Below are 22327 nucleotides of genomic sequence, written 5' to 3'. Positions count from 1 at the left end.
GAGTATCCCATGTCACTTATTGAGAAGCATGGCATAATCGAACGCAACGCCTCGCTGCTGCTGGTGGGCTCGCTGCTGGTGGTCTGCATCGGCGGCCTGGTGGAAGTCACCCCGTTGTTCTTCTTCCAGAACACCATCGAGAAGGTGGAGGGGATGCGTCCCTATTCACCGCTCGAGCTGGCTGGCCGCGACATCTACATCCGTGAAGGCTGCTATGTCTGCCACAGCCAGATGATCCGGCCGTTCCGCGATGAAGTGGAGCGCTATGGCAATTACTCGCTGGCAGCGGAGTCGATGTACGACCATCCGTTCCAGTGGGGCTCCAAGCGGACAGGGCCAGACCTGGCCCGCGTCGGCGGCCGCTATTCCAACGAATGGCAGGTCCAGCACCTGACCAACCCGCGCTCCGTGGTGCCCGAGTCGATCATGCCCAGCTATGCTTTCCTGGCCAAGGCGACGCTGGACTACGACACCATCGGCGGCATGCTGCAGGCCAATGCCACGGTCGGCGTCCCCTATAGTCAGGAGATGATCGACAATGCGGCCAATGACCTGATCGCTCAGGCAACGCCGGATGCCGATAGCTCCGCCGTGGCGGCGCGTTATCCCAAGGCCGTGTTCGGTGACTTCGATGGCGACAGCCAGCGGATCACCGAGATGGATGCCCTGGTGGCCTATCTGCAGATGCTCGGCACGCTGGTCAACTTCGACAGCTACGACGCGCAAGCCAACTACCGCTAGGGAGATCGTCATGGATTACAACGAGTTACGCCACTTCGCCGACTCCTGGGGCCTGGTTTATCTGTTCGTCATCTTCCTGGCCGTGGCGGTCTACATCTTCCGCCCCGGCGCCAAGCAACAGGCCATCGACGCCGCGCAGATCCCCCTGCGGGATACCGATGAAAGGTTCGACAGCAAATGAGCACCAATAACAAAACGGGCAAGCCGGTCGACGACCTGAGCGGTGTGGAAACCACCGGTCACGAGTGGGACGGCATCAAGGAGCTCAACAATCCCCTGCCCCGCTGGTGGCTGTGGACCTTCTACGGCTGCATCATCTGGGCGCTGGTCTATACGATCTTCTACCCGGCCTGGCCGATGCTGAGCTCGGCCACTACGGGCGTGCTGGGCTATTCCAGCCGTGCGGACCTGGCCAAGACCATGAGCGAAGTTCAGGTCGGCAATCAGGCCGTCGTGTCCAAGATTGCCGAGCTGCCGGTGGCCGATATCCTGGCCGATCCCGAGCTGACCCGCTTTGCCTCTGCGGCTGGCGAATCGGCCTTCAAGGTGAACTGCACGCAGTGCCACGGCACCGGTGCGGCCGGCGGCCCGGGCTATCCGAACCTGAACGACGACTCCTGGATCTGGGGTGGCACGATCGACGCGATCTACACCACCATCGCCCATGGCGTGCGGTCGACCACCGATCCGGACACGCGCTACAATATCATGCCCAACTTCGGGGCTGATCAGTTGCTGGATGCGGCGTCGATCAACACGCTGGCCGACTATGTGGCGAGCCTGTCGGGCGTCGAGGGTGGGGTGAATACCCCAGAAGGGGCACAGCTGTTCACCGACAATTGTGCGGCCTGCCATGGCGAAGGCGGCGTGGGTCTCACCGACCTGGGTGGTCCCAATCTGACCGACGCGATCTGGCTCTATGATGGTTCGCTCGAGGCCATCAAGGCGCAGATCAACAAGCCCCGGCATGGCATGATGCAGGCTTGGTCGGAAAAGCTCGACGACACCACCATCAAGGAACTGGCCGTCTATGTGCATGGCCTGGGTGGCGGCGAATAAATAGCGGCCGAATCCGGCCAAGGCCGGTCGACCGATATGCGGAGGGGGGCGGAGTGGCGCCCCCCTTTGCGCATCCGGAGGGCAAGGTTGACCTAGGTCAAGGCAGTTTTGGCCCTGCATGCGACAAGCAATGGTGAAAGGGTCCACCACCATGAACACTACCGACGACGGCACTTTGCCGGCAGCCGATCTGCACGAAGTCGAGGCGGTCAATTCGGCCAAGCGGCGCCAGCCGCTCTATGCGCCCCGACGCAAGATTTTTCCCAAGCGGGCCGAAGGCAATTTCCGTCGCTTCAAATGGCTGGTGATGGCCATTACCCTGACCATCTATTACGTCACGCCCTGGCTGCGCTGGGACCGTGGCGATTATGCGCCCGACCAGGCCGTACTGCTCGATCTGGCGAATCGGCGCTTCTACTTCTTCTTCATCGAGATCTGGCCGCAGGAATTCTACTATGTGGCGGGCCTGCTGGTCATGGCCGGCGTGGGCCTGTTCCTGATCACCTCCACGGTCGGACGCGCCTGGTGTGGCTATGCCTGCCCGCAGACGGTGTGGGTCGATCTGTTCCTGGTGGTCGAGCGCGCCATCGAGGGTGACCGCAATGCCCGCATGAAGCTCGATGCGGCGCCGTGGAGCGCCGACAAGCTGGTCAAGCGCGTCAGCAAGCATGCGCTGTGGCTGCTGATCGGCGTGGCGACCGGCGGCGCCTGGATCTTCTACTTCGCCGACGCGCCGACGCTGCTGGGTGATGTGATCCATCTGCAGGCGCCCATGGTGGCCTATGCCACCATCGCCCTGTTGACCGCGACGACCTACACTTTCGGCGGGCTGATGCGCGAGCAGGTCTGCACCTATATGTGCCCCTGGCCGCGCATCCAGGCCGCCATGCTGGACGAGCATTCACTCACGGTGACCTATAATGACTGGCGGGGCGAGCCGCGCGGCCGCCATGCCAAGAAGGCCATCACGGCCGGGGTGCCGCAGGGCGATTGCGTGGACTGCAACGCCTGCGTGGTGGTCTGCCCGATGGGCATCGACATCCGCGACGGCCAGCAGCTGGAGTGCATCACCTGCGCGCTGTGCATCGACGCCTGCGACAATGTGATGGACAAGCTGGGCCGCGAACGCGGGCTGATCTCCTACACCACGCTGGCCGACTACAATGCCAATATGAACCTGGCAGCGCCCGAAGGCCGGCTCGACCCGACCCGGGTCCGCGACTCCATCACCGGCCGCTTCGTCTCGGCCATTCGCCACACCACCTGGCGCTCGGTGCTGCGGCCGCGCACGCTGGTCTACTTCGTGGTCTGGGCCGGTATTGGCCTGGCCATGCTGACCGTACTGTCGCTGCGGGCACCCATCGGCATCAATGTGCTGCATGATCGCAATCCGCTCTATGTGCTGCTGTCGGACGGCTCGATTCAGAACGGCTATGACGTCAAGATCCTCAACATGACGACGCAGCCGCAGGACATGGTGTTCTCCATCTCCGGCCTGCCGGGCGCGACCGTTACCACCTCGGGCGCCAATGACGTCGGCGGCAGCACGCTGCAGTTGGCGGTCGAGCCCGATCTGGTGCTGCCCCTGCGCGTCTATGTGAAGGCTCCGCCCAGCGAGGCCACTGGGCAGATCGATTTCACCATGACGATCACCAATGCCGATGGCACAGTCAGTGCCAGCACTCCCGTCCGCTTCGAAACCCCACAGGATTGAGCCATGGCCAACGCGACCCCCAAGCCTTTCACCGGCCGCCACATGGTCATGGTCACCGTCGGTTTCTTTGCCGTGGTGCTGGCCGCCAATCTGACCATGGCCATTTCCTCGGCCGTCACCTGGACCGGGCTGGTCGTCGACAATAGCTATGTGGCCAGCCAGGGCTTCCAGACGGTGCAGGATACCATCGCCCGCCAGAAGGCCGCCGGTTGGTCGTTCAAGACGCACTATGCCGATGGCATGGTGCGTTTCGAGGCGCTCGACCGGGCTGGTGCGCCGCTGCCGCTCACCGGTGTCAGCGCCTTCCTGCGCCGTCCGGTCGGCGGACATGACGACACCACCATCGGCCTGACGCTCAAGGATGGCGCCTATGAGGGCGCCATCACCCTGCCGCCTGGCGTCTGGGACGTCACGGTCACCACGGACCCCACCGAGCTGGGCGCCATTGGCTATGAACACAGGGTAACCTCGAAGTGACCAGTCTGGCTGCGGCGGCGGGCCCGGCGCCCGTCGAGCTTGATCCCTTCATTGCCCATGCCGCCGATGGCACCGGAGAGATCTGCTTTGCCGTGCCGGACGCCTATTGTGCCGCGTGCATCGAGGCCATCGAGGGCGAACTGCGCGGCACCGAGGGCGTGCTCAGCGCCCGCGTGAACCTGTCGCAGCGCCGGGTGTTGATCCGCTATGGCGCGCATGCCGATGTCACCAGCTTCACCCGGCGCATCACCCGCAGCGGCTACCGCAACTTCCCGGTCGATGCCACGGTCGATCCCGGGCATGATGCGGCGCTGTCTGAACTGGTGCGCGCCCTGGCCGTGTCGGGGTTTGCCGCCGGCAATATCATGCTGTTCTCGGTGTCGGTCTGGGCCGGCGCCGACGAGGCGACGCGCGCGCTGTTCCACTGGCTGTCGGCGCTGCTGGCCCTGCCGGCTATTGTTTACGCCGGGCGGCCGTTCTTCCGCTCCGCCTGGTCCGCCTTGCGCGTGGGCCGCACCAATATGGATGTGCCCATTTCCATTGGCGTGACGCTGACCACGGCGCTGAGCCTCTTCGAGACCATCACCGGCGGCGAACATGCCTATTTCGACGCCTCCACCATGCTGCTGTTCTTCCTTTTGGCCGGGCGCACGCTCGACCACATGATGCGCAAGCAGGCGCGCAGCGCGGTGGACAATCTCGCCCGGCTGTCGCCACGCGGCGCCTATCGACTGCTCGACGATGGCGGCCAGGCCTTTGTGCGGCTGGCCGATATCGTGCCGGGCATGCGCTTTGCCCTCAAGGCCGGCGAGCGTGTGCCGGTGGATGCAAGTGTGGTTGCCGGCAGCGGCCAGATCGACATGGCCATGGTCAATGGCGAATCCATCCCGATGGCCGCCCTGCCCGGCACCAGCCTGCCGGCCGGCGCGATAAACCTGTTGGGCACGCTGGAGATCGTCGCGGATCGCCCGGCGCGCGATTCCTTCCTTGCGCGCATGACGGCCTATGTCGAAGCCGCCGAGGATACCCGCACCAAGTATCGCCGCATTGCCGACCGCGCCGCCCAGCTCTATGCCCCGGTGGTGCATCTGACGGCGGCCATCACCTTCCTGGGCTGGCTGGCCATGGGCGTGGGCTGGCATGCGGCCCTGCTCAATGCGGTGGCCGTGCTCATCATCACCTGCCCCTGCGCCCTGGCGCTGGCCGTGCCGATCGTCCATGTCGTGGCCGCCGGGCGCCTGTTCGCCAATGGCGTGGTCATGCGCGAGGGCTCGGCGCTGGAACGCATGGGCGCTGTGCAGGTCGCTGCCTTCGACAAGACCGGCACGCTGACCCTGGGGACACCCGTTCTGGTGCGGCAAGATCCCGAGGATCCGGCCCTGCTCGCCATAGCGGCGCGGCTGGGTGCGCAGAGCAATCATCCGCTGTCACGCGCCATTGCCGCAGCGGCGCAGGACGCAGTCGGCGACAACCCACTGAGCGTCACCGAACGGCCGGGCCTGGGCGTCGAGGCCAGTGTCGAGGGCGTCGTCTGGCGCCTGGGCAGTGCCGCCTTCTGCGGCGCTGAGGACAGCGACGCCGATAGTGCCAGCCATGTCTGGCTGGCCCGTGATGCGGAGCCTGTTGCCATGTTCGCCTTCCGCGACGATGCGCGCGGCGACGCGGCAGCAACCGTTGCCGGCATGGCGCGCCTGGGCGTTCCGGTGCATATCCTCTCGGGGGACCGTCCTGCTGCGGTGGCCGCAGTGGCCGACGCGGTGGGCGCCAGCAGCTGGTCGGCCGGGCTTGCGCCGGAAGAAAAGCAGGCGGCCATTGCCCGGTTGCGCACCGAGCATGGCGCCGTTCTGATGGTGGGCGATGGCATCAATGATGCGCCGGCGCTGCGGGCGGCCGACGTGTCCATTGCCCCGGCCAGCGCCGCCGACATTGGTCGTGCGGCGGCCGATTTCGTGCTCACCAATGATCGGCTGGCCGGTGTGCCCTTCGTGCTGTCGATCGCGCGTCGTGCCGACCGGCTGGTGCGTGAGAACCTTGGCTTTGCCGTGGCCTATAATGCCGTGGTGCTGCCGCTGGCGATCCTGGGCCATGTGACGCCGCTGGTGGCGGCCATTGCCATGTCGAGCTCGTCGGTTGTGGTGGTGGTCAATGCCATGCGCCTGCGTCTGGGCGCCGGCCCGTCTGAACTGGCCGCACGGCCTGGAGATTCCCCATGAGCGGTCTGCTGATTCTGATCCCCTGCGCCATCGGCCTGGGCGCGCTGGCCCTCATCGCCTTTTTCTGGGCCCTGCGCAGCGGCCAGTATAACGACCTGGAAGGCGATGGTCAGCGGGTGCTGCTCAACGACGAGTCGCTGGAAAAGATTGACCCACGTCAAAGCAGGCCCGGCGCATAGGCCCTAGCAGTGAGGGCACTGGAGAACGCCAATGTCCAATGCCCTTGCCGCCGACCTGACCAAGCCTGTTCCGCGCTACACCAGCTATCCTACGGCACCGCATTTCCACACCGGGATCGATCAGCGGCAATATGAGGCCTGGCTGGCCGAGCTGCCGGCGGACGCCCGCGTCTCGCTGTACCTGCACCTGCCGTTTTGTGACCGGCTGTGCTGGTTCTGCGGTTGCCACACCAAGCAGGTCAACCGCTACGTGCCGGTTACGCAATATCTGGTGGCGCTCAAGGCCGAGATTGCCCGCATCGGCGCCATTGTTGGCGCCCGCCCGGTGACAGCGATCCACTGGGGCGGCGGTTCGCCATCCCTTCTGGCCGCTGAGGATGTTGCAGCGGTAACGGCCTTGATCCGCAGCACCTTCAACGTGCAGCCGACAGCCGAGTTCAGCGTCGAACTCGATCCCAGCGACATGGAAGATGCCAAGTTCGACGCCTGGGCCGCCGCGGGCCTGACCCGCGCCAGCATTGGCGTGCAGGATTTCGACCCCAAGGTGCAGGTGGCCATCAACCGGCTGCAGAGCTTTGACCAGACCAAGGTGGTGGTGGACGCCATGCGCAGCCGCGGCGTCGGCTCGGTCAATATCGACATGCTCTATGGCCTGCCGCACCAGACCATCGATGGCGCTGCCGCCACAGCGCGCCAGGTCGTCTCGCTGCGGCCGGACCGCGTGGCGCTGTTCGGCTATGCCCATGTCCCCTGGATCAAGAAGCACCAGACCATGATCGCGGAAGACGCCCTGCCCGACAGCCAGGCGCGCTTTGCCCAGGCCGCTGCGGCTGCCGACGTGCTGCGCGCCGCCGGCTATATCGCCATCGGCTTTGACCATTTCGCCCTGCCGCATGACGGCATGGCCAAGGCCTCTGTGGATGGGTCACTGCAGCGCAATTTCCAGGGCTATACCGTTGATGCCCATGATGCGCTGATTGGCCTGGGCGCCTCGGCCATCGGGCGGCTGCCGCAGGGCTATGTGCAGAATGTTGTGGCCACGGGCGATTATCAGCGCCGGGCTATCTCGGGCGAAGGCACAGTGGCGCGCGGCATTGCCCTGAGCGATGACGACCGGCTGCGCGGCTTTGTCATCGAACGCCTGATGTGCGATTTCGAGGTCGACTTCGCGGCATTGCGCCAGCGCTTTGGGGCGGCTGCCGAGCCGGTGATCTGCGAGGCGGTGGCCCTGGCCATGGAGGACCAGCGTGGCTTTGTCACCATGCGCCCCGGCCTATTGCAGGTGACCATGGCCGGCCGTCCCTTTGTGCGCACGCTGGCCGCGCGCTTTGATGCCTATTTGGCAGACGACACGGCCCGCTATTCCAAGGCCGTCTAGCGGCCGGCCCCAGGCTGATGTGCTTGGCAACAAAAACGGCCCCGAAAGGGGCCGTTTTCCTGTTCCGGGCGTCGCTTCCGGCCCCGCAGGGACCGGTCGGCTTATGGGGCGAGCTGAGACAGGATGGCTTCCATGCGCTCATGGGTCTTGGGCGCCATCTTGACGGCCTTGATGGCCTCGGCATCGACGGGTTCGTCGCCCACCACGACCAGGGCCACCATGCCCATGCCGAAGTGCGGCAGGCATTTGACGCCATAGGCACCCGGGACCGTGAAGGTCACCGCGATTTCCTTGCCAATGGCGCCCTTGAAGGTCTCGGCGCCGGCGGGCAGGATTTCCTTGATGCTCTCGGCGTTGTGTCCCTTGTCGGTGGGGATGAAGGTGACGGTGTCGCCAACCGCGATCTTGGTCAGTGCCGGTTCGAAGACCATGGCTTGGCCGTCGGCGCCCTTGTTGAGCATATGCACTTCAAAATTGGCGGCAAAACCGGGCGTGGCAAAAAGGGCGAAAGCTGCAAAGGCAGCGGCTTTGTATGCAAACACTTGTCATCTCCGTGGCAGAACGGGTTCTCCCGTTGCTTGGCCGCAGAGTGCCAGATTTGGCGGTGGCAGAGTTGATGTAGGTCAACTCCGCCAAAGTGTCGCAGTGCAGCCGCGCCGGGCGACAGAACGGCCAGCGCGGACTGCGTTTCAGCGGGCGGCGGGCGGCAGTTCGGCCTTGGCCGGCACCAGCATGCGGGCCAGTGTGCGGTCGCGCAGCACGAAGTGATGATAGAACGCAGCGCCGGCATGCAGCACGATCAGGATGATGAAGGCGGGCTTGGCCAATTGATGGATCTCGCCAGCTTCCGGGTTGAGGTGCACGGCAACCAGGCCCGAGACCGGCACCAGCACCAGCAGCAGATAGAACAGCGCATGCACCGCCTTGCCGGCCATGACGACGAGCGGGTTTTCGTCCAGCGGTGCCGGCGCGCCATAGCGCAGGCGGGCGAGCAGGCGCATGGCCACCAGCACAAGGATAGCTATGCCAACCCAATAGTGTGCCGTCGCCAGCACGCCGTCGGCACCACTAATGGCCTCGCCTTCCTCGGCCGCTTCGGTGGCCTCCACCATGCTCTCGCCAAAAACGAGCTGGAACAGCACAAGGGCGGCAATCAGCCAGTGCAGGCCGATCTGCAGCGGCGCATAGCCGCCGGTCTTGGTTGGGCTCATGTCAGTTTCCTCCGATTGATGGGTTGGACAGGGCGGCAAAGGCGCCAACCCCGATGTCGTGGAAGCCGTCCGGACGGCGCAGGGTAAAGAGGGCATCAAGGCCAAGCTGATCGGCCATGGCCGGCCCTGCCGTTTCGCCGAGCACCATCAGGGCGGTGGCCCAGGCGTCGGCAATAGCGCAGTGCTCTGCCGTCACGGTGACCGCGCAGACACTTCCCTGCAGCGGCGCGCCGCTGCGCGGATCGATGGTGTGGGACACCACGGCATAGCCATGGCTGCGGAAATGGCGGTAGTCGCCGGACGTGGCCATGGCCAGATCGCTGACGGCAATCGTGCGGGCGAGGATGCGCTTATCGCGTTCGGGGCGTTCCAGCCCCACCACCCAACCGCTGCCGTCGGGGCGTGTGCCACGCGCGCGCACCTCGCCATCGATGCTGACCACAAAGTTCTCAATACCCTCTGCCAGCAGCACGTCGGCCAGGCAGTCGACGCCATGGCCCTTGGCAATGCCGCAGAGGTCAAGCTGCACATCTTGGAGACGCCGCAGACGCCCGCCCGCGACGTCGACCTCGAGCGTGGCCAGCGCGGTCTGCGGTCCGGTCAGCGCAGCGATGACCCGGCTATCGGGTGCCGGTCGGGCCGGGCCAAAGCCCCAGGCATTGACCGCGGCGCCCACGCCGATATCGAAAGCGCCTTGCGACGCCTGGCCGATCTGCAGGCTCAGCGCCAAGATGGCACAGAGCTGTGGCGAGGCCGACATCCAGGCGCCCGGCGGCGTTTGATTGAGCTGCATGAGTTCGCTGTCAGGCTTCCAGGTGGACATGGAGCTGTCGACCGCGTCGACCGCGGCCTGCAGCGCCGTGGTCAAGCTGGCATCAGGGGCCTCTGTGGCATGAAATACCGCTGACCAGCGCGTGCCCATGGTGGGCCCATTGAGGGCGAAACGCTCGAACTCAGTAGACATCTTCGAGATAGCGTCCCTTGGCGCGCAGACTGCTGACGGATTCGCCGAGCGGGGCCAGGCAGAACTCAATGCTTTCGCGCACGCCCTGAGCCATCTGCTGGCCGCCGCAGACCATGATCTGGGCGCCATTGGCCACCAGCTTGCGGATGCCTTCGGCGTCCTCCCGTACCCGGTCCTGCACATAGCGGCCGCCGACGACGCGGGAGAAGGCCGTGGCCAGCCCGGCCAGCCGGTGATCGACGAGGGCCGCGCGCAGCAGCGGCGCATAGAGAAAGTCCGACGCCGGGTCGCGGCCACCGAAATAGAGGTAATAGGGCTGGTGACGGCGATTGGCCTGGACGAAGCCGGCCAGCGGCCCGATGCCGGCTCCCGCGCCGATCAGGATCACCGGCGCCTTGCCGGACTGCGGCCGGAAATCGGGATTGCGCTTGATGAAGGCGCTGACCGCCTGGCCGGGCTCCAGCCCGTGCAGGAACTCCGAGCAGACGCCGCCGGCCACCTTGCGCACGCAGATCTCGAGCACATCGTCACGCGATGACGAGGCCAGGGAATAATAGCGCGGCACGCTGTCGCCGGGCGGCACGATGCCGACCAGATCGCCCGGCTCGAAGCGCAGCGCCTGGCCCCTGCCGAGCAAGCGATCGAGCAGCGAGGCCTTGTCGGTCGGCAGGGCGAAGCGCAGCACGGCCGTCGGGGCCTGCACCTCGGTGCCGAAGTCCGTCCGCTCCAGCAGCGTCAGTTCGCGCGTTGCGGGCAGCACCGGCACATGGGCCAGCGCCAGCTCGTGGCCCAGTGCAGCGCCCAGACCATTGCCCCACTGCGCAAAGCTCTGCGCCGACTGGCGGTCGATGCTGTCATAGGCCAGCAGCGGCTCGAGCCCCTTGAGACGCAGCGCCTGGTCGGTGTCCTCGGCAAAGCGGCAGAAATGGGCAAAGCTGCGGTCGCCGAAGCCGAGCACGGCAAAACGCTGGCCCGGCAGCGGAGCGAACTGCGCCAGTCGCGACAGGAAGGCCTTGGCCGATGCCGGGGCGGTGCCGTCGCCATAGGTGGCCGTCAGCACCAGGATCTGCCGCGCGGCGGGATAGCTGGTGGCGAGGCCATTCATGGGCGCAGCATGAACCTTGTGTCCGGCCGCCGTCAGCGCCGCCTGCAGCGTGGCGGCGAAGCCCCAGGTGGAATTGCCCTCGCTGCCCACGAGGATAACGGTGTCGGCTTGGCGGGCGGCAACCGTGCCGACCAAGCGCGGCTGGTTGCGCCGACGCAGCCACCAGATCAGTGTGCCGGTTGCTGCCAGAACGGGCACGCTCAGCGAGGCAAGGCCCAGCAGCGCGCCGAACCACCACAGGCCCTGGCCGGTGTGCAGCATATAGATGGTCTCGTAGATGGTCTGCCCCAGCCCATTGGGGACAAAGCTCAGCCAGGCGCCCGTGGCCTGATCGATATAGCCCTGGCCGCTGGCGGTGATGACGGTAAAGACATCGCTGGCATCACCGGCATAGGGAAAGTTGATCTCGCGCAGCTCCGTCAGGCTCAGGCCCTGCAGGGCCGTCAGCGCAGCGACCGGCGCCGGCGTGCCGCCATCGACACTGGTCGGAAAGGCGACCAGCGGCGCATCGGTACCCGGCAGCAGGCCGAAACTATTGAGCGACATCACAAGGCCCGTGAAGCCGCTGACCAATAGGCCAACGACGGCCAGCCGCGCCAGTTCGACATGCAGGCGCTGCGACAGCGTGCCCTTGGCGGTTGTGAACAGCTTGCGCCACCCGCCCAGCCGATTGGCCAGCAGAAACAGGCCGCTGGCGGCCAGCACGACGATGGCTAGCGCACCCAGGCCCGAGGCCAGGCGGCCGTTCATGTCCAGGAACAGCGAGCGGTGCAGCTCGGTGAAGAAGGCAAAGACGGGAGACGGCGTTGCGGCCCCCAACACCTTGCCGGTGGCCGGATCGATGCTGGCAGCCACCTCGCCTGCCCCGGCGTCATAATAGGCTGTGATGGCGCCGGAAGCGGCATGGGCAATGCGAGTGACGCCCGGCAGCGCGTCCGACACCGTCTGGGCCAGCGCCGCAACACTCATGCTACCAGCCTGCGCTGACGTTGCATGGTCGAGCACTGGCTGCAGTGACAAGACCACGCCACTCACCGCCATGAAGGCAACGATCAGGCCGGCAATCAGACCGGGCAGCGAATGAAGACGACGCAACATAATAGGCCTCGCAATCAGAACGTGACGGCCATGGCCGAGATGTAGCCATTGCCGGCCACAACCGTGCCCGAAATGGCCTGGGTCAGGGGCAGCACCACGTCATCGACATTCTCGGCGCCGTGCTCGACGGCCGTGTCGACATGGATGGAATAGCCGGCATCGATCAGGGCGTCGGCGATGCTGATGCCCACTTCCATGCTGCGGCCGCTGCCGACGCTGGCGCCGGTGATGCTGTCGAGGCGTTCATTGCTGTTGGACACACCGCGGATCCAGCCGCGCAGATGGCGGTAGTATTTGCTCTTTCCACCGGCGACCCAGAGCGTGGAATCATAGCTGCCATCCGGCTTGGTGAGATAAACGGCCAGATAGGCCGGCGGGCCCTGGTAGCCAGTCATCTGAATGGCGAGGGTCGCGTCCTTGGCATAGGCGAGGCCTGGGGCCGAGAAGGCGGTCGCCAGCAGCAGCACGGCGGTGATTTTCTTGAGCATGGCATTGATCCCCTGCGTTGAGTTGACTGGTTCTCCCACGGCAGGCTGACGCCAGCCTGAAGCGTTTGCGCTGTGTGCTTCAGCCTGGCGTCAGCTTGGGCTATTAGTGTTTGTTCGGGGGAGAGCCATCCGTGCGTATTCTGCTGATCGAAGACGACCACGTGCTGGGCGCGGCCATTCGCGACCACATCGCCGCCGAAGGCCATGGCGTGGACTGGATGCAGCGGCTCGATGATGCCGGCGCCGCGCTCGACAGCGTCGGCTATCAACTGGTCTTGCTCGACCTCAACCTGCCCGACGGGCGGGGCCTTGATCTGTTGCGGCGCCTCAGGGCCAAGGGCAATGATGTGCCGGTGATCATCAGCACCGCGCAGGACCAGATCGCCGTGCGTATCGAGGGCCTCAATGCCGGCGCCGACGACTATCTGGTCAAGCCCTATGACCTCAGCGAAATGAGTGCGCGCCTCGCCGCCGTGGCCCGGCGCTATGGCGGCAGCCCGGCCCCCGTGGTCAGCATCGGCGGCGTCAGTGTCAACACTGCCACCCGGCAGGTTGTGGTCGATGGCAAGCCCGTCACGCTGACGGCGCGGGAATGGGCGGTGCTGGAGCGGCTGATCAGCCGGCGCGGCGCCATTGTCACCAAGCCCGAGATCGAGGATTCGCTTTATGCCTTCGGGGCTGAGATTGAGAGCAATGCCGTGGAAGTCTATGTCAGCCGATTGCGCAAGAAGTTGGGCAAGGACTTCGTCACCACGCTGCGCGGCCTGGGCTATCAGGTGCAGGCATGAGGCGCCCCTGGTCTATTGCGCTGCGCCTGGCGCTGCTGCTGACCCTGGTCACCGGCGTGTTCTGGCTGGGTGCTGCCGCGGTCTCGACGGCCGTGCTGCAGCATGAATTGCAGGAAGCCTTTGACGAGAGCCTGAGCCAGAGCGCCTATCGCCTGCTGCCGCTGGCCCTGCATGATCTGCGGGAGCCCGGCGAGCGGCACGGACCCGTGCAGGGCATGGGCGAGGCGGACGACAACGCCTTCACCTATTTCGTGCATGACGGCGCGGGCAATATTCTGCTGCGGGCCGAGGATGCGCCGGACAATGTCACCACCCTCCCCACTGCCACCGGCTATATGGAAGTGGACGGGCGCCGCGCCTTTTCGATCAGCGACAAGCGTAGTGGTCTAAGCATTGTGGTGCTTGAAATGTCGGACCATCGACAGGATGCCCTGGTTGACGCCGCTGGCACGCTATTCTGGCCTCTGGTTGCGCTGATCCCGCTGCTGGGTGTGGGCATCTGGGCCGTGGTTCGGCTGGGCATGCAGCCAATCACGAGCTTTTCGCGCGACATTGCCCTGCGTGACAGCGGCAATCTGGCGCCGCTCGATGCAGCCGGCCAGCCGGCCGAGCTGGCGCCCATTGCTGGCGAAGTCACGGCCCTGCTCGACCGGCTCAAGGCGGCCATGGACGCCGAACGCAGCTTTGCCGCCAATAGCGCGCATGAGCTGCGCACGCCGATTGCCGGCGCGCTGGCGCAGACGCAGCGGCTGGCGCTCGATCTGGGCGAGCATCCGGCCAAGCCGCGCGTGCAGGAGGTCGAGCGCGCTTTGCGGCATCTCTCCGTCCTGTCGGAAAAACTGCTGCAGCTGGCGCGGCTCGAAGCGGGCTTTGCCCGATCCGAACAGCCCGTGGCGCTGCGCCCGATTCTCGATCTGGTGGTGCGTGATTTTGAGCATGCCCAGGCGACCGCCGGGCGCGTGCAGCTCAGCGTCGCGCCAGGGGTCGCGCTCACGGCGCGCATCAATCCCGATGCCTTTGCCATTGCCCTGCGCAACCTGGTGCAGAACGGCCTGATCCATGGCCAGAGCGATGGGCTGATCGAGGTCAGCGCCGAAGCCGGCCCGCGGATCGTGGTGCGCAACCAGGGCCCCGCAGTGTCGCCCGAGGTGCTGGCCCATTTGGGGACGCGCTTTGCCCGTGGCAACAGCCGGGCCAGTGGCACGGGGCTGGGCCTCGCCATCGTCGAAGCCATCGTGCAGCAGTCGGGCGGGCGCATGCAGCTGGCGTCGCCCATTGCGGGCCAAACCGATGGCTTTGAGGTTTGTCTGGACTGGAGCGCTTCGCCGTCCTCCGGCAACTAGCTCCGCCTGCAGGCGAGCCATGAGCCTGCCGCACCTGCCATGATCGGGCGGGCATGCTAGGTGTCAACGCCGTGGGCGGCGCAGGCGGCCCGGTGTATTTGCCCAACGGGTTTAATGATGTTCATCGACAGCCATTTGCATCTCGACTTTGACGAGTTATCTCATGACCGCGCGGCCGTCATTGCCCGTGCGCAGGCCGCCGGCATCGACCGATTCTTGTCCATCGGCATCCGGGTGCGCGATTTTGCCCGGGTGCTGGCCGTCGCCGAGGCCCATGCCGACGTCTATTGCACCGTCGGCACGCTGCCGCACCATGCTGACGAGGAGCACGACGTCACCGCCGATGAGATCATCGCCCATACCAACCATCCCAAGGTGGTGGGCATTGGGGAAGCCGGGCTCGACACCTTCTTTGGTAATGCATCCTGGGAGGCGCAGCTCGCCGTGTTCCGTGCGCATATCGACGCGGCGCGGGCGACGCAGCTGCCCCTGGTCATTCACTCGGTGCGCCAGGATGAGGCCATGGCGCAGATGCTGCGCGAGGGCACCAGCAAGGGCGCCTTCCCCTTTGTGGTGCATGCGTTCTCCGGTGGACCGGGTCTGGCGGAAACCGCCCTGAGCCTGGGCGGCTATTTGGGCTTTGGCGGTTTGCTGACCTACCCGGACAACCAGGTCATGCGCGAGATTGCCGCCTCGGCGCCGGCAGATCGTATCCTGCTCGAAACCGACTCCCCGTCGCTGGCCCCTGCCCCTGATCAGGATCAGCGCAACGAGCCCATTCGTCTGCTCGAGGTGGCCGCGCTTCTGGCGGATCTGCGCAAGGTGTCGCTGGCCGAGCTGGGCGCTACCAGTTCGGCCAATTTCCACCGGCTGTTCCGTAAGGTTCCGGCTACCGCTGCCTGAGGACTATGCCTGGCCGCGGCGCGCGTTCTCGGCCCAGCGCAGAATGTCGCTGGACGACATGGCGCCCGAGACACGGGCCACTTCGCGTCCACCTTCAAACAGCAGCATGGTGGGAATGCTGCGAATGCCCAGCCGGGTCGAGAGGTCCGGGGCCGCGTCGGAATTGAGCTTGATGAAACGCATGGCGGGCTCGGCCTGTTCGGCGGCCGCAGCGAATTGCGGCCCCATCACCCGGCATGGTCCGCACCACGGGGCCCAGACATCGACCAGCACCGGAATGTCGGACTTGCCGACCTGACGGTCGAACTGGGCTGCCGTGACGTCGGTGGGCTGGCCGCTAAACAGCGCCACACCGCATTTGCCGCATTTGCCGGCGCTGGCATCATGGCCCGAGGCCAGCCGATTGATGGCCCCGCAGGCCGTGCAGACCACGTGACTATGCTCGCTCATGTCAGATACCCTTGTCTCCCCAGGCCCAGGCAGCCATGATATGGTCGCTGCGCCAGCTGATGCTAAGGTGGGGCTGCTCGGCCCGGCTTGCAAGCACTGTCCATGCGTCCTTTTGGCAGACACTGGCTTGGTGGCGCGGCCGGAACTCGGCGGAGCGCCAGCGCGTTAGTAAAGAATTTTTACTGAAAAAACGCTATATTTCAGATGTTTGGATCGCCTTTTCGTGCAAGGTGCCGGCAAGCGAAGACTGTTTCCGGGCGGTGACGCCCGGCGCAAGAATTGTCTACCAAGTCGACTAAGCGCGTTTGCGCGGATGGTCTATTGATGGAGCAAGGCGAATGGCTCGGCCCCGAGGGCTGGCGCGCCAGATGCAAACAGGAGCATTCCGATGTCCACCTTCCCGTCCCGTTCGGTCGCCGTCCGCCTTGGTCGCGCGCTGCTGACCGCAGCCCTGCTGGCCAGCGTTTCCGCCGGCGCTGCCATGGCCCAGAGCTATGACAAGGACGCCACCATTCGTATTGGCTCGCTCTATGAGCCGCAGAACCTAGACAACACGGCCGGCGCAGGCCAGGGCATCAACGAGGCCTTCAACGGCAATGTCTATGAGGCGCTGTTCCAGCTCACCGACACCGGTTCGGTCGAGCCCGTACTGGCTGCCGACTACAAAGTCAGCGACGATGGCCTGACCTATACCTTCACCCTGCGCGATGGCGTCACCTTCCACTCCGGCGAGCCGCTGACCGCCGCCGACGTCAAGTACTCCATCGAGCGCGTCACGGCGGAAACCTCCAAAAGCTCGCGCAAGAAGAGCCTCTCGACCATCACCGGCATCGAGACCCCTGATGACAAGACCGTGGTGATCACGCTCTCGAGCCGCTCGATCTCGCTGCCCTACAATCTGAGCTATGTGTGGATCGTCAACGACGCGGCCACCGACATCACCGGCACCGAAGACGGCACCGGCCCCTATAAGCTGGCCGAATGGCGCCGCGGTTCAGCCCTGTCGCTCAGCCGCTTTGATGGCTATTGGGGCGATGCCCCGACCAATGGCGAAGTGCTGTTCCAGTATTTCACCGACGCGACCGCGCTCAACAATGCGCTGCTGACCAATGCGGTCGATATCATCACCTCAGTGCAGAGCCCGGATTCGCTGGCGCAGTTCGCCGGCAACCCGGCCTTCACGGTCACCGAAGGCGCCTCCACCACCAAGGAACTGCTGGCCTATAACGACCGCGTGGCTCCCTTCGACAACGTCAAGGTGCGCAAGGCCCTGGCCCGCGCCGTTGACAAGGCCAAGCTGCTCAACTCCATCTGGGGTGACTACGGCACGCTGATCGGCTCCTTCGTGCCGCCGACCGATCCGTGGTATGTCGACCTCACCGGCGTTGATGCCTATGACGTCGAAAGCGCCAAGGCCCTGCTGGCCGAGGCCGGCTATCCCGACGGCTTCGAGTTCACCCTCGATACTCCCGACTACGATCCGCATCCGATCGTCGCGCAGTTCCTGCAGAGCGAATATTCCAAGATCGGCGTCAAGGTGAACATCAACGTCATCACCGCCAACGAGTGGTACACCAAGATCTACCAGGCGCATGATTTCCAGGCGACGCTGCAGGAACACGTCAATCACCGCGACATCGTGTTCTACGGCAATCCGGATTTCTACTGGGGCTACAACAACCCTGACGTCGTCAAGCTGATCGCCGACTCCGAAGCCGCCGCTACGGTCGATGACCAGACGGCCAAGCTCAAGGAAGCCAATACGATCATCGCCGAGGATGCCGCCAGCAACTGGCTCTACCTCTATCCGCAGATCGTGGTGTCGGCCGCCAATGTCACCGGCTACCCGGTCAATGGGCTGAACGCGCAGTTCTTCGCCTACGACATCGAAAAGGCAAATTAAACGTCAGCCTTATGTTGACGCTTTGCTAGAATGGGTCACTCGCATTCGAATGGCGGGTGACCCCAATTGCGTCGTGCTGTAAGCCAGTGCGACGTTGCCAAACGAGGGTCTTCCCATTCTCGCTTACACCCTGCGCCGGCTCGTTATCCTGCTGCTGTCGCTGCTGATTGCGGCGATGGTGCTGTTTGTCCTGCTGCGCCTGCTGCCCGGCGATCCGGCCAATGCCCTGTTGGGTGTCGGCGCGACCCCCGAACAGATCGCCGCGGCCCGGGCCCAGCTCGGTTCCGACCAGCCGCTGGCGAGCCAATTCTTGCACTATCTCGACACCCTCGTGCGCTTTGACCTTGGCACATCCTTTGTCAGCCGGGCCTCCGTTTTGGGCGAGATCGGCAATCGGATGGCCGTCACCATCCCATTGACCCTGCTGGGCTTTTTGCTGGCGCTGGTCATCGCCATCCCGCTGGGCGTGGTCGCTGCGGTCAAGTCCCAGACCTGGTATGGCTGGCTGATCTCGGTCGTCTCCCAGTTGGGAATTGCCATCCCCGTGTTCTGGCTAGGGATCCTGCTGGTCACCGTCTTTGCCATCAATCTGCGCCTGCTGCCCTCGGGCGGCTTCCCGTTGCGCGGCTGGGACAATCCGGGCGAAGCCGCCGTGGGCATGGTGTTGCCAGTGCTCACCGTCGCCCTGGTTATCGCCGCGTCGCTGTTGCGTTATGTCCGCGCCGCGACGCTCGACGTCATTGACAGCGACTATATTCGCACCGCCCGTGCCCTGGGTTCGGGCTTTACCGAAGCCCTTGTAAAACATGGCATTCGCAACGGTTCAGTGCCGATCATCTCGGTGCTGGGGATCGAGCTGGCCAGCACTTTCCTGGGGGCCGTGGTGGTCGAACGCGTCTTCACCCTGCCCGGCCTGGGCTCGATGCTGCTGCTGGCCATCCAGCAGCGCGACTACCCCAATCTGCAGGGCGTGCTGATCGTCTCGACGCTGCTGGTGCTGCTGATCGGCTTTGCCGCAGACCTGCTACAGCGCCTGGTCGATCCGCGCCTGCGTGAGCGCGCTCGGGGTGCAGCATGAGTGCCATCGAGCTCACTGAAGACACTGGCCGGTCCAGACCATCGCTGACCTTGTGGGTCGGCGTGGTGCTGGTGGGCCTGCATGTTTTCATCGCGCTGCTGACCGTGGTGTGGACGCCCTATGATCCGCTGGGCATGACCGGCGGGCGGCTTGAAGCGCCCAGTTGGGCGCATTGGGCGGGCACAGATCGGCTGGGCCGCGATTTCTTCACCCAGATCATGCTGGGCTCGCAGATCGCTCTTGTGGTGGGCGCCGGTGCGGTGGCCATTGGTGGCGCCATTGGCGTTTCGCTGGGCATACTGGCGGCCTTTGCCAGCCGCTGGCTGGACGATGCCCTGGCGGCGACGCTCGATATCCTGATTGCCTTCCCCACCTTGCTGATCGCCATGCTGGTGGTGGCAGCGAGCGATGAAGCCAGCCTCTTCACCGCCATCCTCGCCATCGGCCTCGCCTTATCGGCCATTGTGGCGCGGCTGACCCGCATCCTGGCCAAGCGCGTGCTGCTGCTCGACTATATCACCGCCGCCCGGACGTCGGGCACCTCCTGGCCCGGCATTGTCGTCACCCATGTGCTGCCCAATATCTGGCCCACCCTGGCGGTCAATTTCGCCCTGCAGTTCGGTCTTGCGGCCATTGCCGAGGCCTCCTTGTCCTATCTGGGCCTGGGCGCGCCGCCGCCCAATGCCTCCTGGGGGCATCTGCTGCAGGAGGCGCAGGGCACGGTCTATACCGCGCCCATCGGGGCGTTTGCCCCGGGCCTGGCGCTGGTGATCCTGGTGGTCGGCATCAATCTGCTCGCCGATGGCCTTAGAGACTTTGCCGACCCGACACGGAGTGCGCGGCGATGAGCAACCTGGTCGACATCGGCAACCTCTCGGTCCAGGCCGGCAACAGGACTTTGCTGGACAATGTGTCCCTGTCGATCGCGCCCGGCGAACGCGTCGGGTTGATCGGGGAATCGGGTTCGGGCAAGTCGCTGACGGCCCTCGCCGCCATTGGCCTCCTCGCTCCGGGACTGACCGCCAGCGGCTCCGTGCAGTTGGCCGGCCAGCAGGTGATTGGCGCGCAGGATCGCACGCTGATGCCTTTGCGCGGCACCGTGACCGCCACTGTGTTTCAGGAGCCGCTGACGGCACTTGATCCGCTGCTGCCGGTTGGCCGCCAGATTGCCGAACCGCTGCGCCGCCGCCTGCGGCGCGATGGTCGGGGGCCCAGCCGAGCCGAGCTGGACGCCAAGGTGCAGACGCTGCTGACGCAGGTGGCCCTGCCCGACCCGGCGACCCGATCTCGGCGCTATCCGCATGAACTCTCCGGTGGCCAGCGCCAGCGGGTCGCTATCGCCATGGCACTGGCCTGCCGCCCGCAATTGCTCATCGCTGACGAACCGACAACCGCACTAGACGTGACTACCCAGGCCGAGATCCTGCGCCTGCTGGCCAAGCTGGTTGCCGACAATGGCATGGCCCTATTGTTCATCAGCCATGACCTGCCAGTGGTGGCGCGCGTGGTCGACCGCGTGGTGGTGATGCAGCATGGCGTGGTGGTCGAGACCGGCCCTGTCGCCGAGGTGTTTTCCGCCCCCAGGCATGACTATACCCGCTCGCTGGTGGCTGCCGCGCGCAGCTTTGACCGCGCACTGGAGGGCGTGGCATGAGCCTGCTCGACGTCAATGGCGTGGACTTCAGCTATGGGCGCGGCAAGCCGGTGCTGCAGCAGGTGTCCTTTGCGGTCGAGGCCGGCGCCAGCCTTGGCATCGTTGGCGAATCCGGCTCAGGCAAAACCACACTGTTGCGCCTGTTGCTGGGTCTGACGCGGCCCGATGCCGGCACGATAGCGCTCAATGGCGCCGCCATCGATACGCGTGACAGCAGCTTCATGCGCGGCTATCGCCGCCAGGTGCAGGCCGTCTTTCAGGATCCCTATTCCTCGCTCGATCCGCGCCAGTCAGTATTCGACATCATTGCCGAGCCGCTGCGGTCGCTGCGGATTGCCGGCGATCATGTGGCCCTCGTCGCCGGGGCGCTGGACGCCGTGGGCCTTGATGCCACCAGCCTGCGCCGCTATCCGCACCAGTTCTCTGGCGGCCAGCGCCAGCGCATCGCCATCGCCCGCGCCATTGTGGCCCGCCCACAGGTGCTGCTGGCCGATGAGGCGGTGAGCGCGCTCGATCTCACGACGCGGGTCCGCATCGTTGCCCTGCTCCAGGCACTGTCCAAGGACATGACGCTGGTGTTCGTCTCGCACGACCTGGGCGTCGTGGCCGCGGCGTGCCGCGACATTGTCGTGCTCGAACGCGGGCGCATCGTCGAATCCGGTCGGACGCGCGATGTGCTCGCGCGGCCCAAACACCCCTATACGCAGGCGCTGCTCGCCAGCGTCCCCCGCATGCCAGAAGGACTATCGTGATGACCGTGCCCAGCAGCTATTCCGAGCAATTTGCCCAGTGGAAGGCCAAGCGCCTGGCCAATCTCAAAGCGGCCGATGGCTGGCTCAACATCATCGGGCGGTTCTGGCTGGAAGACGGCACGGTTACGGTTGGCAGTGCTGCAGACAATGACATCGTGCTCTCGGCCGGCCCGGCCCATGTCGGTTCGCTGACGCAGGATGACAAGGGCGTGCTCTATACGCCCGCCAACGGTGGCGCGCCGATCCAGCTCAAGCTCGACAAGGCCAAGCCGCCGCGGTTCGAGTCTGGGTCACTGCTGCTCGAAGTGACGACGCTCAATGGCGAGAACGCCCTGCGCGTGCGGGACACGGCCTCGCCGGTGCCCGCGACACTGGCCGATATCGACGCCTTCCCGCTCGATCCCGCGTGGCACATTACCGCCGAATGGATTGCGCTGGATGCGCCGCAGGGCCTGACCGTGGACACCACCAAGTCCATTCCCACCGATGTGCAGGTGACGCACAAGGCGGTCTTCACCCACAACGGTACACGCTACGAGTTGCTGCCCACCCATGGCACGGCGGAATCGCCGCAATTCGTGCTGCGCGACCTGACCTCGCGCGATGACACCTATCCGGCGTCGCGTTTTCTCTATGGCGAAGAGGTCGGCCAGAGCACGATCGTGCTCGACTTCAACAAGGCCATCAATCCGCCCTGCGCCTTTACTGACCATGCCGTATGCCCGCTGCCGCCGCCGCAGAATGTGCTGCCGATCCGCATTGAAGCCGGCGAAAAACGCCTGCCGCCGCCCTTCTTCCACTGATGGCAAAAGCAGATGTCCATCAGGGT

At 65.3% G+C, this 22327-nt stretch carries 23 protein-coding genes; 17 read left to right on the top strand and 6 right to left on the bottom strand.

All coding sequences use genetic code 11. From position 1 onward, the window contains the following. The first annotated feature begins 9 nt into the window (after positions 1–9). The 8 genes from ccoO to hemN all read left to right on the top strand — a co-directional run bounded on the left by ccoO (position 10) and on the right by hemN (position 7761). Positions 10–741 (top strand): cytochrome-c oxidase, cbb3-type subunit II, encoded by a 732-nt coding sequence (gene ccoO, locus E8M79_RS10620; RefSeq protein ID WP_137151874.1) that lies wholly within the window; start codon positions 10–12, stop codon positions 739–741. Positions 742–751: 10 nt separating this feature from the next. Further along, a complete protein-coding gene (locus E8M79_RS10615; protein ID WP_137151873.1) occupies positions 752–922 on the top strand; it encodes a cbb3-type cytochrome c oxidase subunit 3 in 171 nt (56 codons plus the stop codon). Beyond that, a complete protein-coding gene (gene ccoP / locus E8M79_RS10610) occupies positions 919–1800 on the top strand; it encodes a cytochrome-c oxidase, cbb3-type subunit III (protein ID WP_137151872.1) in 882 nt (293 codons plus the stop codon). Before E8M79_RS10615 ends, ccoP begins: the two co-directional genes overlap by 4 nt. Positions 1801–1951: 151 nt before the next feature. Then, complete coding sequence (gene ccoG / locus E8M79_RS10605; RefSeq protein WP_137151871.1) at positions 1952–3514, top strand: cytochrome c oxidase accessory protein CcoG; 1563 nt, start codon at positions 1952–1954, stop codon at positions 3512–3514. 3 nt (positions 3515–3517) lie between these two features. Next, entirely contained in the window at positions 3518–3991 is a 474-nt protein-coding gene (locus tag E8M79_RS10600) for a FixH family protein (RefSeq protein WP_137151870.1), read from the top strand. After that, on the top strand, positions 3988–6204 hold the full coding sequence (locus tag E8M79_RS10595) for a heavy metal translocating P-type ATPase (RefSeq protein WP_137151869.1): 2217 nt from the start codon (positions 3988–3990) through the stop codon (positions 6202–6204). The genes E8M79_RS10600 and E8M79_RS10595 overlap by 4 nt, the downstream gene beginning before the upstream one ends. Then, entirely contained in the window at positions 6201–6383 is a 183-nt protein-coding gene (ccoS, locus tag E8M79_RS10590; protein ID WP_137151868.1) for a cbb3-type cytochrome oxidase assembly protein CcoS, read from the top strand. The genes E8M79_RS10595 and ccoS overlap by 4 nt, the downstream gene beginning before the upstream one ends. A 31-nt stretch (positions 6384–6414) precedes the next feature. Next, positions 6415–7761 (top strand): oxygen-independent coproporphyrinogen III oxidase, encoded by a 1347-nt coding sequence (hemN, locus tag E8M79_RS10585; RefSeq protein ID WP_137151867.1) that lies wholly within the window; start codon positions 6415–6417, stop codon positions 7759–7761. Between the two features lie 101 nt (positions 7762–7862). Here hemN and E8M79_RS10580 read toward each other — a convergent pair whose 3' ends face one another. The 5 genes from E8M79_RS10580 to E8M79_RS10560 all read right to left on the bottom strand — a co-directional run bounded on the left by E8M79_RS10580 (position 7863) and on the right by E8M79_RS10560 (position 12627). Then, positions 7863–8303 (bottom strand): pseudoazurin, encoded by a 441-nt coding sequence (locus tag E8M79_RS10580; RefSeq protein WP_248304968.1) that lies wholly within the window; start codon positions 8301–8303, stop codon positions 7863–7865. Between the two features lie 147 nt (positions 8304–8450). Then, positions 8451–8972: a cytochrome b/b6 domain-containing protein gene (locus E8M79_RS10575; protein ID WP_137151866.1), complete on the bottom strand. Its 522-nt coding sequence runs from the start codon at positions 8970–8972 to the stop codon at positions 8451–8453. 1 nt (position 8973) lies between these two features. Then, the gene (locus E8M79_RS10570; protein ID WP_248304967.1) at positions 8974–9936 is read right to left on the bottom strand and encodes an FAD:protein FMN transferase; all 963 of its coding nucleotides are present in this window, start codon (positions 9934–9936) and stop codon (positions 8974–8976) included. Beyond that, positions 9926–12139 (bottom strand): PepSY domain-containing protein, encoded by a 2214-nt coding sequence (locus E8M79_RS10565; RefSeq protein WP_137151865.1) that lies wholly within the window; start codon positions 12137–12139, stop codon positions 9926–9928. The genes E8M79_RS10570 and E8M79_RS10565 overlap by 11 nt, the downstream gene beginning before the upstream one ends. A 14-nt stretch (positions 12140–12153) precedes the next feature. Then, on the bottom strand, positions 12154–12627 hold the full coding sequence (locus tag E8M79_RS10560; protein ID WP_137151864.1) for a DUF2271 domain-containing protein: 474 nt from the start codon (positions 12625–12627) through the stop codon (positions 12154–12156). 131 nt (positions 12628–12758) lie between these two features. Between E8M79_RS10560 and E8M79_RS10555 the strand changes: the two genes are divergently transcribed. The 3 genes from E8M79_RS10555 to E8M79_RS10545 all read left to right on the top strand — a co-directional run bounded on the left by E8M79_RS10555 (position 12759) and on the right by E8M79_RS10545 (position 15661). Beyond that, a complete protein-coding gene (locus tag E8M79_RS10555; protein ID WP_137151863.1) occupies positions 12759–13415 on the top strand; it encodes a response regulator transcription factor in 657 nt (218 codons plus the stop codon). After that, on the top strand, positions 13412–14758 hold the full coding sequence (locus E8M79_RS10550; protein ID WP_137151862.1) for an ATP-binding protein: 1347 nt from the start codon (positions 13412–13414) through the stop codon (positions 14756–14758). Before E8M79_RS10555 ends, E8M79_RS10550 begins: the two co-directional genes overlap by 4 nt. A 117-nt stretch (positions 14759–14875) precedes the next feature. Then, complete coding sequence (locus E8M79_RS10545) at positions 14876–15661, top strand: TatD family hydrolase (RefSeq protein WP_137151861.1); 786 nt, start codon at positions 14876–14878, stop codon at positions 15659–15661. Positions 15662–15664: 3 nt separating this feature from the next. Here E8M79_RS10545 and trxC read toward each other — a convergent pair whose 3' ends face one another. Further along, a complete protein-coding gene (trxC, locus tag E8M79_RS10540) occupies positions 15665–16111 on the bottom strand; it encodes a thioredoxin TrxC (RefSeq protein ID WP_137151860.1) in 447 nt (148 codons plus the stop codon). Between the two features lie 388 nt (positions 16112–16499). Here trxC and E8M79_RS10535 point away from each other — a divergent pair, with 388 nt between their 5' ends. The 6 genes from E8M79_RS10535 (at position 16500) to E8M79_RS10510 (ending at position 22301) form a co-directional block, all read left to right on the top strand. Then, positions 16500–18014, top strand: coding sequence for an ABC transporter substrate-binding protein (locus tag E8M79_RS10535; protein WP_137151859.1), 1515 nt, complete (start codon positions 16500–16502; stop codon positions 18012–18014). 94 nt (positions 18015–18108) lie between these two features. After that, a complete protein-coding gene (locus E8M79_RS10530; RefSeq protein ID WP_282568106.1) occupies positions 18109–19092 on the top strand; it encodes an ABC transporter permease in 984 nt (327 codons plus the stop codon). Then, on the top strand, positions 19089–19940 hold the full coding sequence (locus E8M79_RS10525) for an ABC transporter permease (RefSeq protein WP_137151858.1): 852 nt from the start codon (positions 19089–19091) through the stop codon (positions 19938–19940). Before E8M79_RS10530 ends, E8M79_RS10525 begins: the two co-directional genes overlap by 4 nt. Next, entirely contained in the window at positions 19937–20746 is an 810-nt protein-coding gene (locus E8M79_RS10520) for an ABC transporter ATP-binding protein (protein ID WP_137151857.1), read from the top strand. The genes E8M79_RS10525 and E8M79_RS10520 overlap by 4 nt, the downstream gene beginning before the upstream one ends. After that, a complete protein-coding gene (locus E8M79_RS10515; protein ID WP_137151856.1) occupies positions 20743–21498 on the top strand; it encodes an ATP-binding cassette domain-containing protein in 756 nt (251 codons plus the stop codon). Before E8M79_RS10520 ends, E8M79_RS10515 begins: the two co-directional genes overlap by 4 nt. Next, positions 21498–22301 (top strand): DUF1684 domain-containing protein, encoded by an 804-nt coding sequence (locus tag E8M79_RS10510; protein ID WP_137151855.1) that lies wholly within the window; start codon positions 21498–21500, stop codon positions 22299–22301. The genes E8M79_RS10515 and E8M79_RS10510 overlap by 1 nt, the downstream gene beginning before the upstream one ends. Positions 22302–22327 lie beyond the last annotated feature (26 nt).

The sequence above is a fragment of the Devosia sp. FKR38 genome (assembly GCF_005222805.1).
Classification (GTDB): domain Bacteria; phylum Pseudomonadota; class Alphaproteobacteria; order Rhizobiales; family Devosiaceae; genus Devosia.
Note: the sequence above shows the minus strand (reverse complement) of the source record. Positions and strands in the feature narration are given on the sequence as shown.

Coding starts and splice junctions, on each gene's coding strand:
- E8M79_RS10545 (WP_137151861.1), top strand. CDS start 14,876: ATGTTCATCGACAGCCATTTGCATCTCGACTTTGACGAGTTATCTCAT.
- ccoS (WP_137151868.1), top strand. CDS start 6,201: ATGAGCGGTCTGCTGATTCTGATCCCCTGCGCCATCGGCCTGGGCGCG.
- E8M79_RS10535 (WP_137151859.1), top strand. CDS start 16,500: ATGTCCACCTTCCCGTCCCGTTCGGTCGCCGTCCGCCTTGGTCGCGCG.
- E8M79_RS10515 (WP_137151856.1), top strand. CDS start 20,743: ATGAGCCTGCTCGACGTCAATGGCGTGGACTTCAGCTATGGGCGCGGC.
- trxC (WP_137151860.1), bottom strand. CDS start 16,111: ATGAGCGAGCATAGTCACGTGGTCTGCACGGCCTGCGGGGCCATCAAT.
- ccoG (WP_137151871.1), top strand. CDS start 1,952: ATGAACACTACCGACGACGGCACTTTGCCGGCAGCCGATCTGCACGAA.
- E8M79_RS10560 (WP_137151864.1), bottom strand. CDS start 12,627: ATGCTCAAGAAAATCACCGCCGTGCTGCTGCTGGCGACCGCCTTCTCG.
- E8M79_RS10575 (WP_137151866.1), bottom strand. CDS start 8,972: ATGAGCCCAACCAAGACCGGCGGCTATGCGCCGCTGCAGATCGGCCTG.
- E8M79_RS10525 (WP_137151858.1), top strand. CDS start 19,089: ATGAGTGCCATCGAGCTCACTGAAGACACTGGCCGGTCCAGACCATCG.
- E8M79_RS10520 (WP_137151857.1), top strand. CDS start 19,937: ATGAGCAACCTGGTCGACATCGGCAACCTCTCGGTCCAGGCCGGCAAC.
- E8M79_RS10570 (WP_248304967.1), bottom strand. CDS start 9,936: ATGTCTACTGAGTTCGAGCGTTTCGCCCTCAATGGGCCCACCATGGGC.
- E8M79_RS10615 (WP_137151873.1), top strand. CDS start 752: ATGGATTACAACGAGTTACGCCACTTCGCCGACTCCTGGGGCCTGGTT.
- ccoP (WP_137151872.1), top strand. CDS start 919: ATGAGCACCAATAACAAAACGGGCAAGCCGGTCGACGACCTGAGCGGT.
- E8M79_RS10565 (WP_137151865.1), bottom strand. CDS start 12,139: ATGTTGCGTCGTCTTCATTCGCTGCCCGGTCTGATTGCCGGCCTGATC.
- hemN (WP_137151867.1), top strand. CDS start 6,415: ATGTCCAATGCCCTTGCCGCCGACCTGACCAAGCCTGTTCCGCGCTAC.
- E8M79_RS10550 (WP_137151862.1), top strand. CDS start 13,412: ATGAGGCGCCCCTGGTCTATTGCGCTGCGCCTGGCGCTGCTGCTGACC.
- ccoO (WP_137151874.1), top strand. CDS start 10: ATGTCACTTATTGAGAAGCATGGCATAATCGAACGCAACGCCTCGCTG.
- E8M79_RS10510 (WP_137151855.1), top strand. CDS start 21,498: ATGACCGTGCCCAGCAGCTATTCCGAGCAATTTGCCCAGTGGAAGGCC.
- E8M79_RS10600 (WP_137151870.1), top strand. CDS start 3,518: ATGGCCAACGCGACCCCCAAGCCTTTCACCGGCCGCCACATGGTCATG.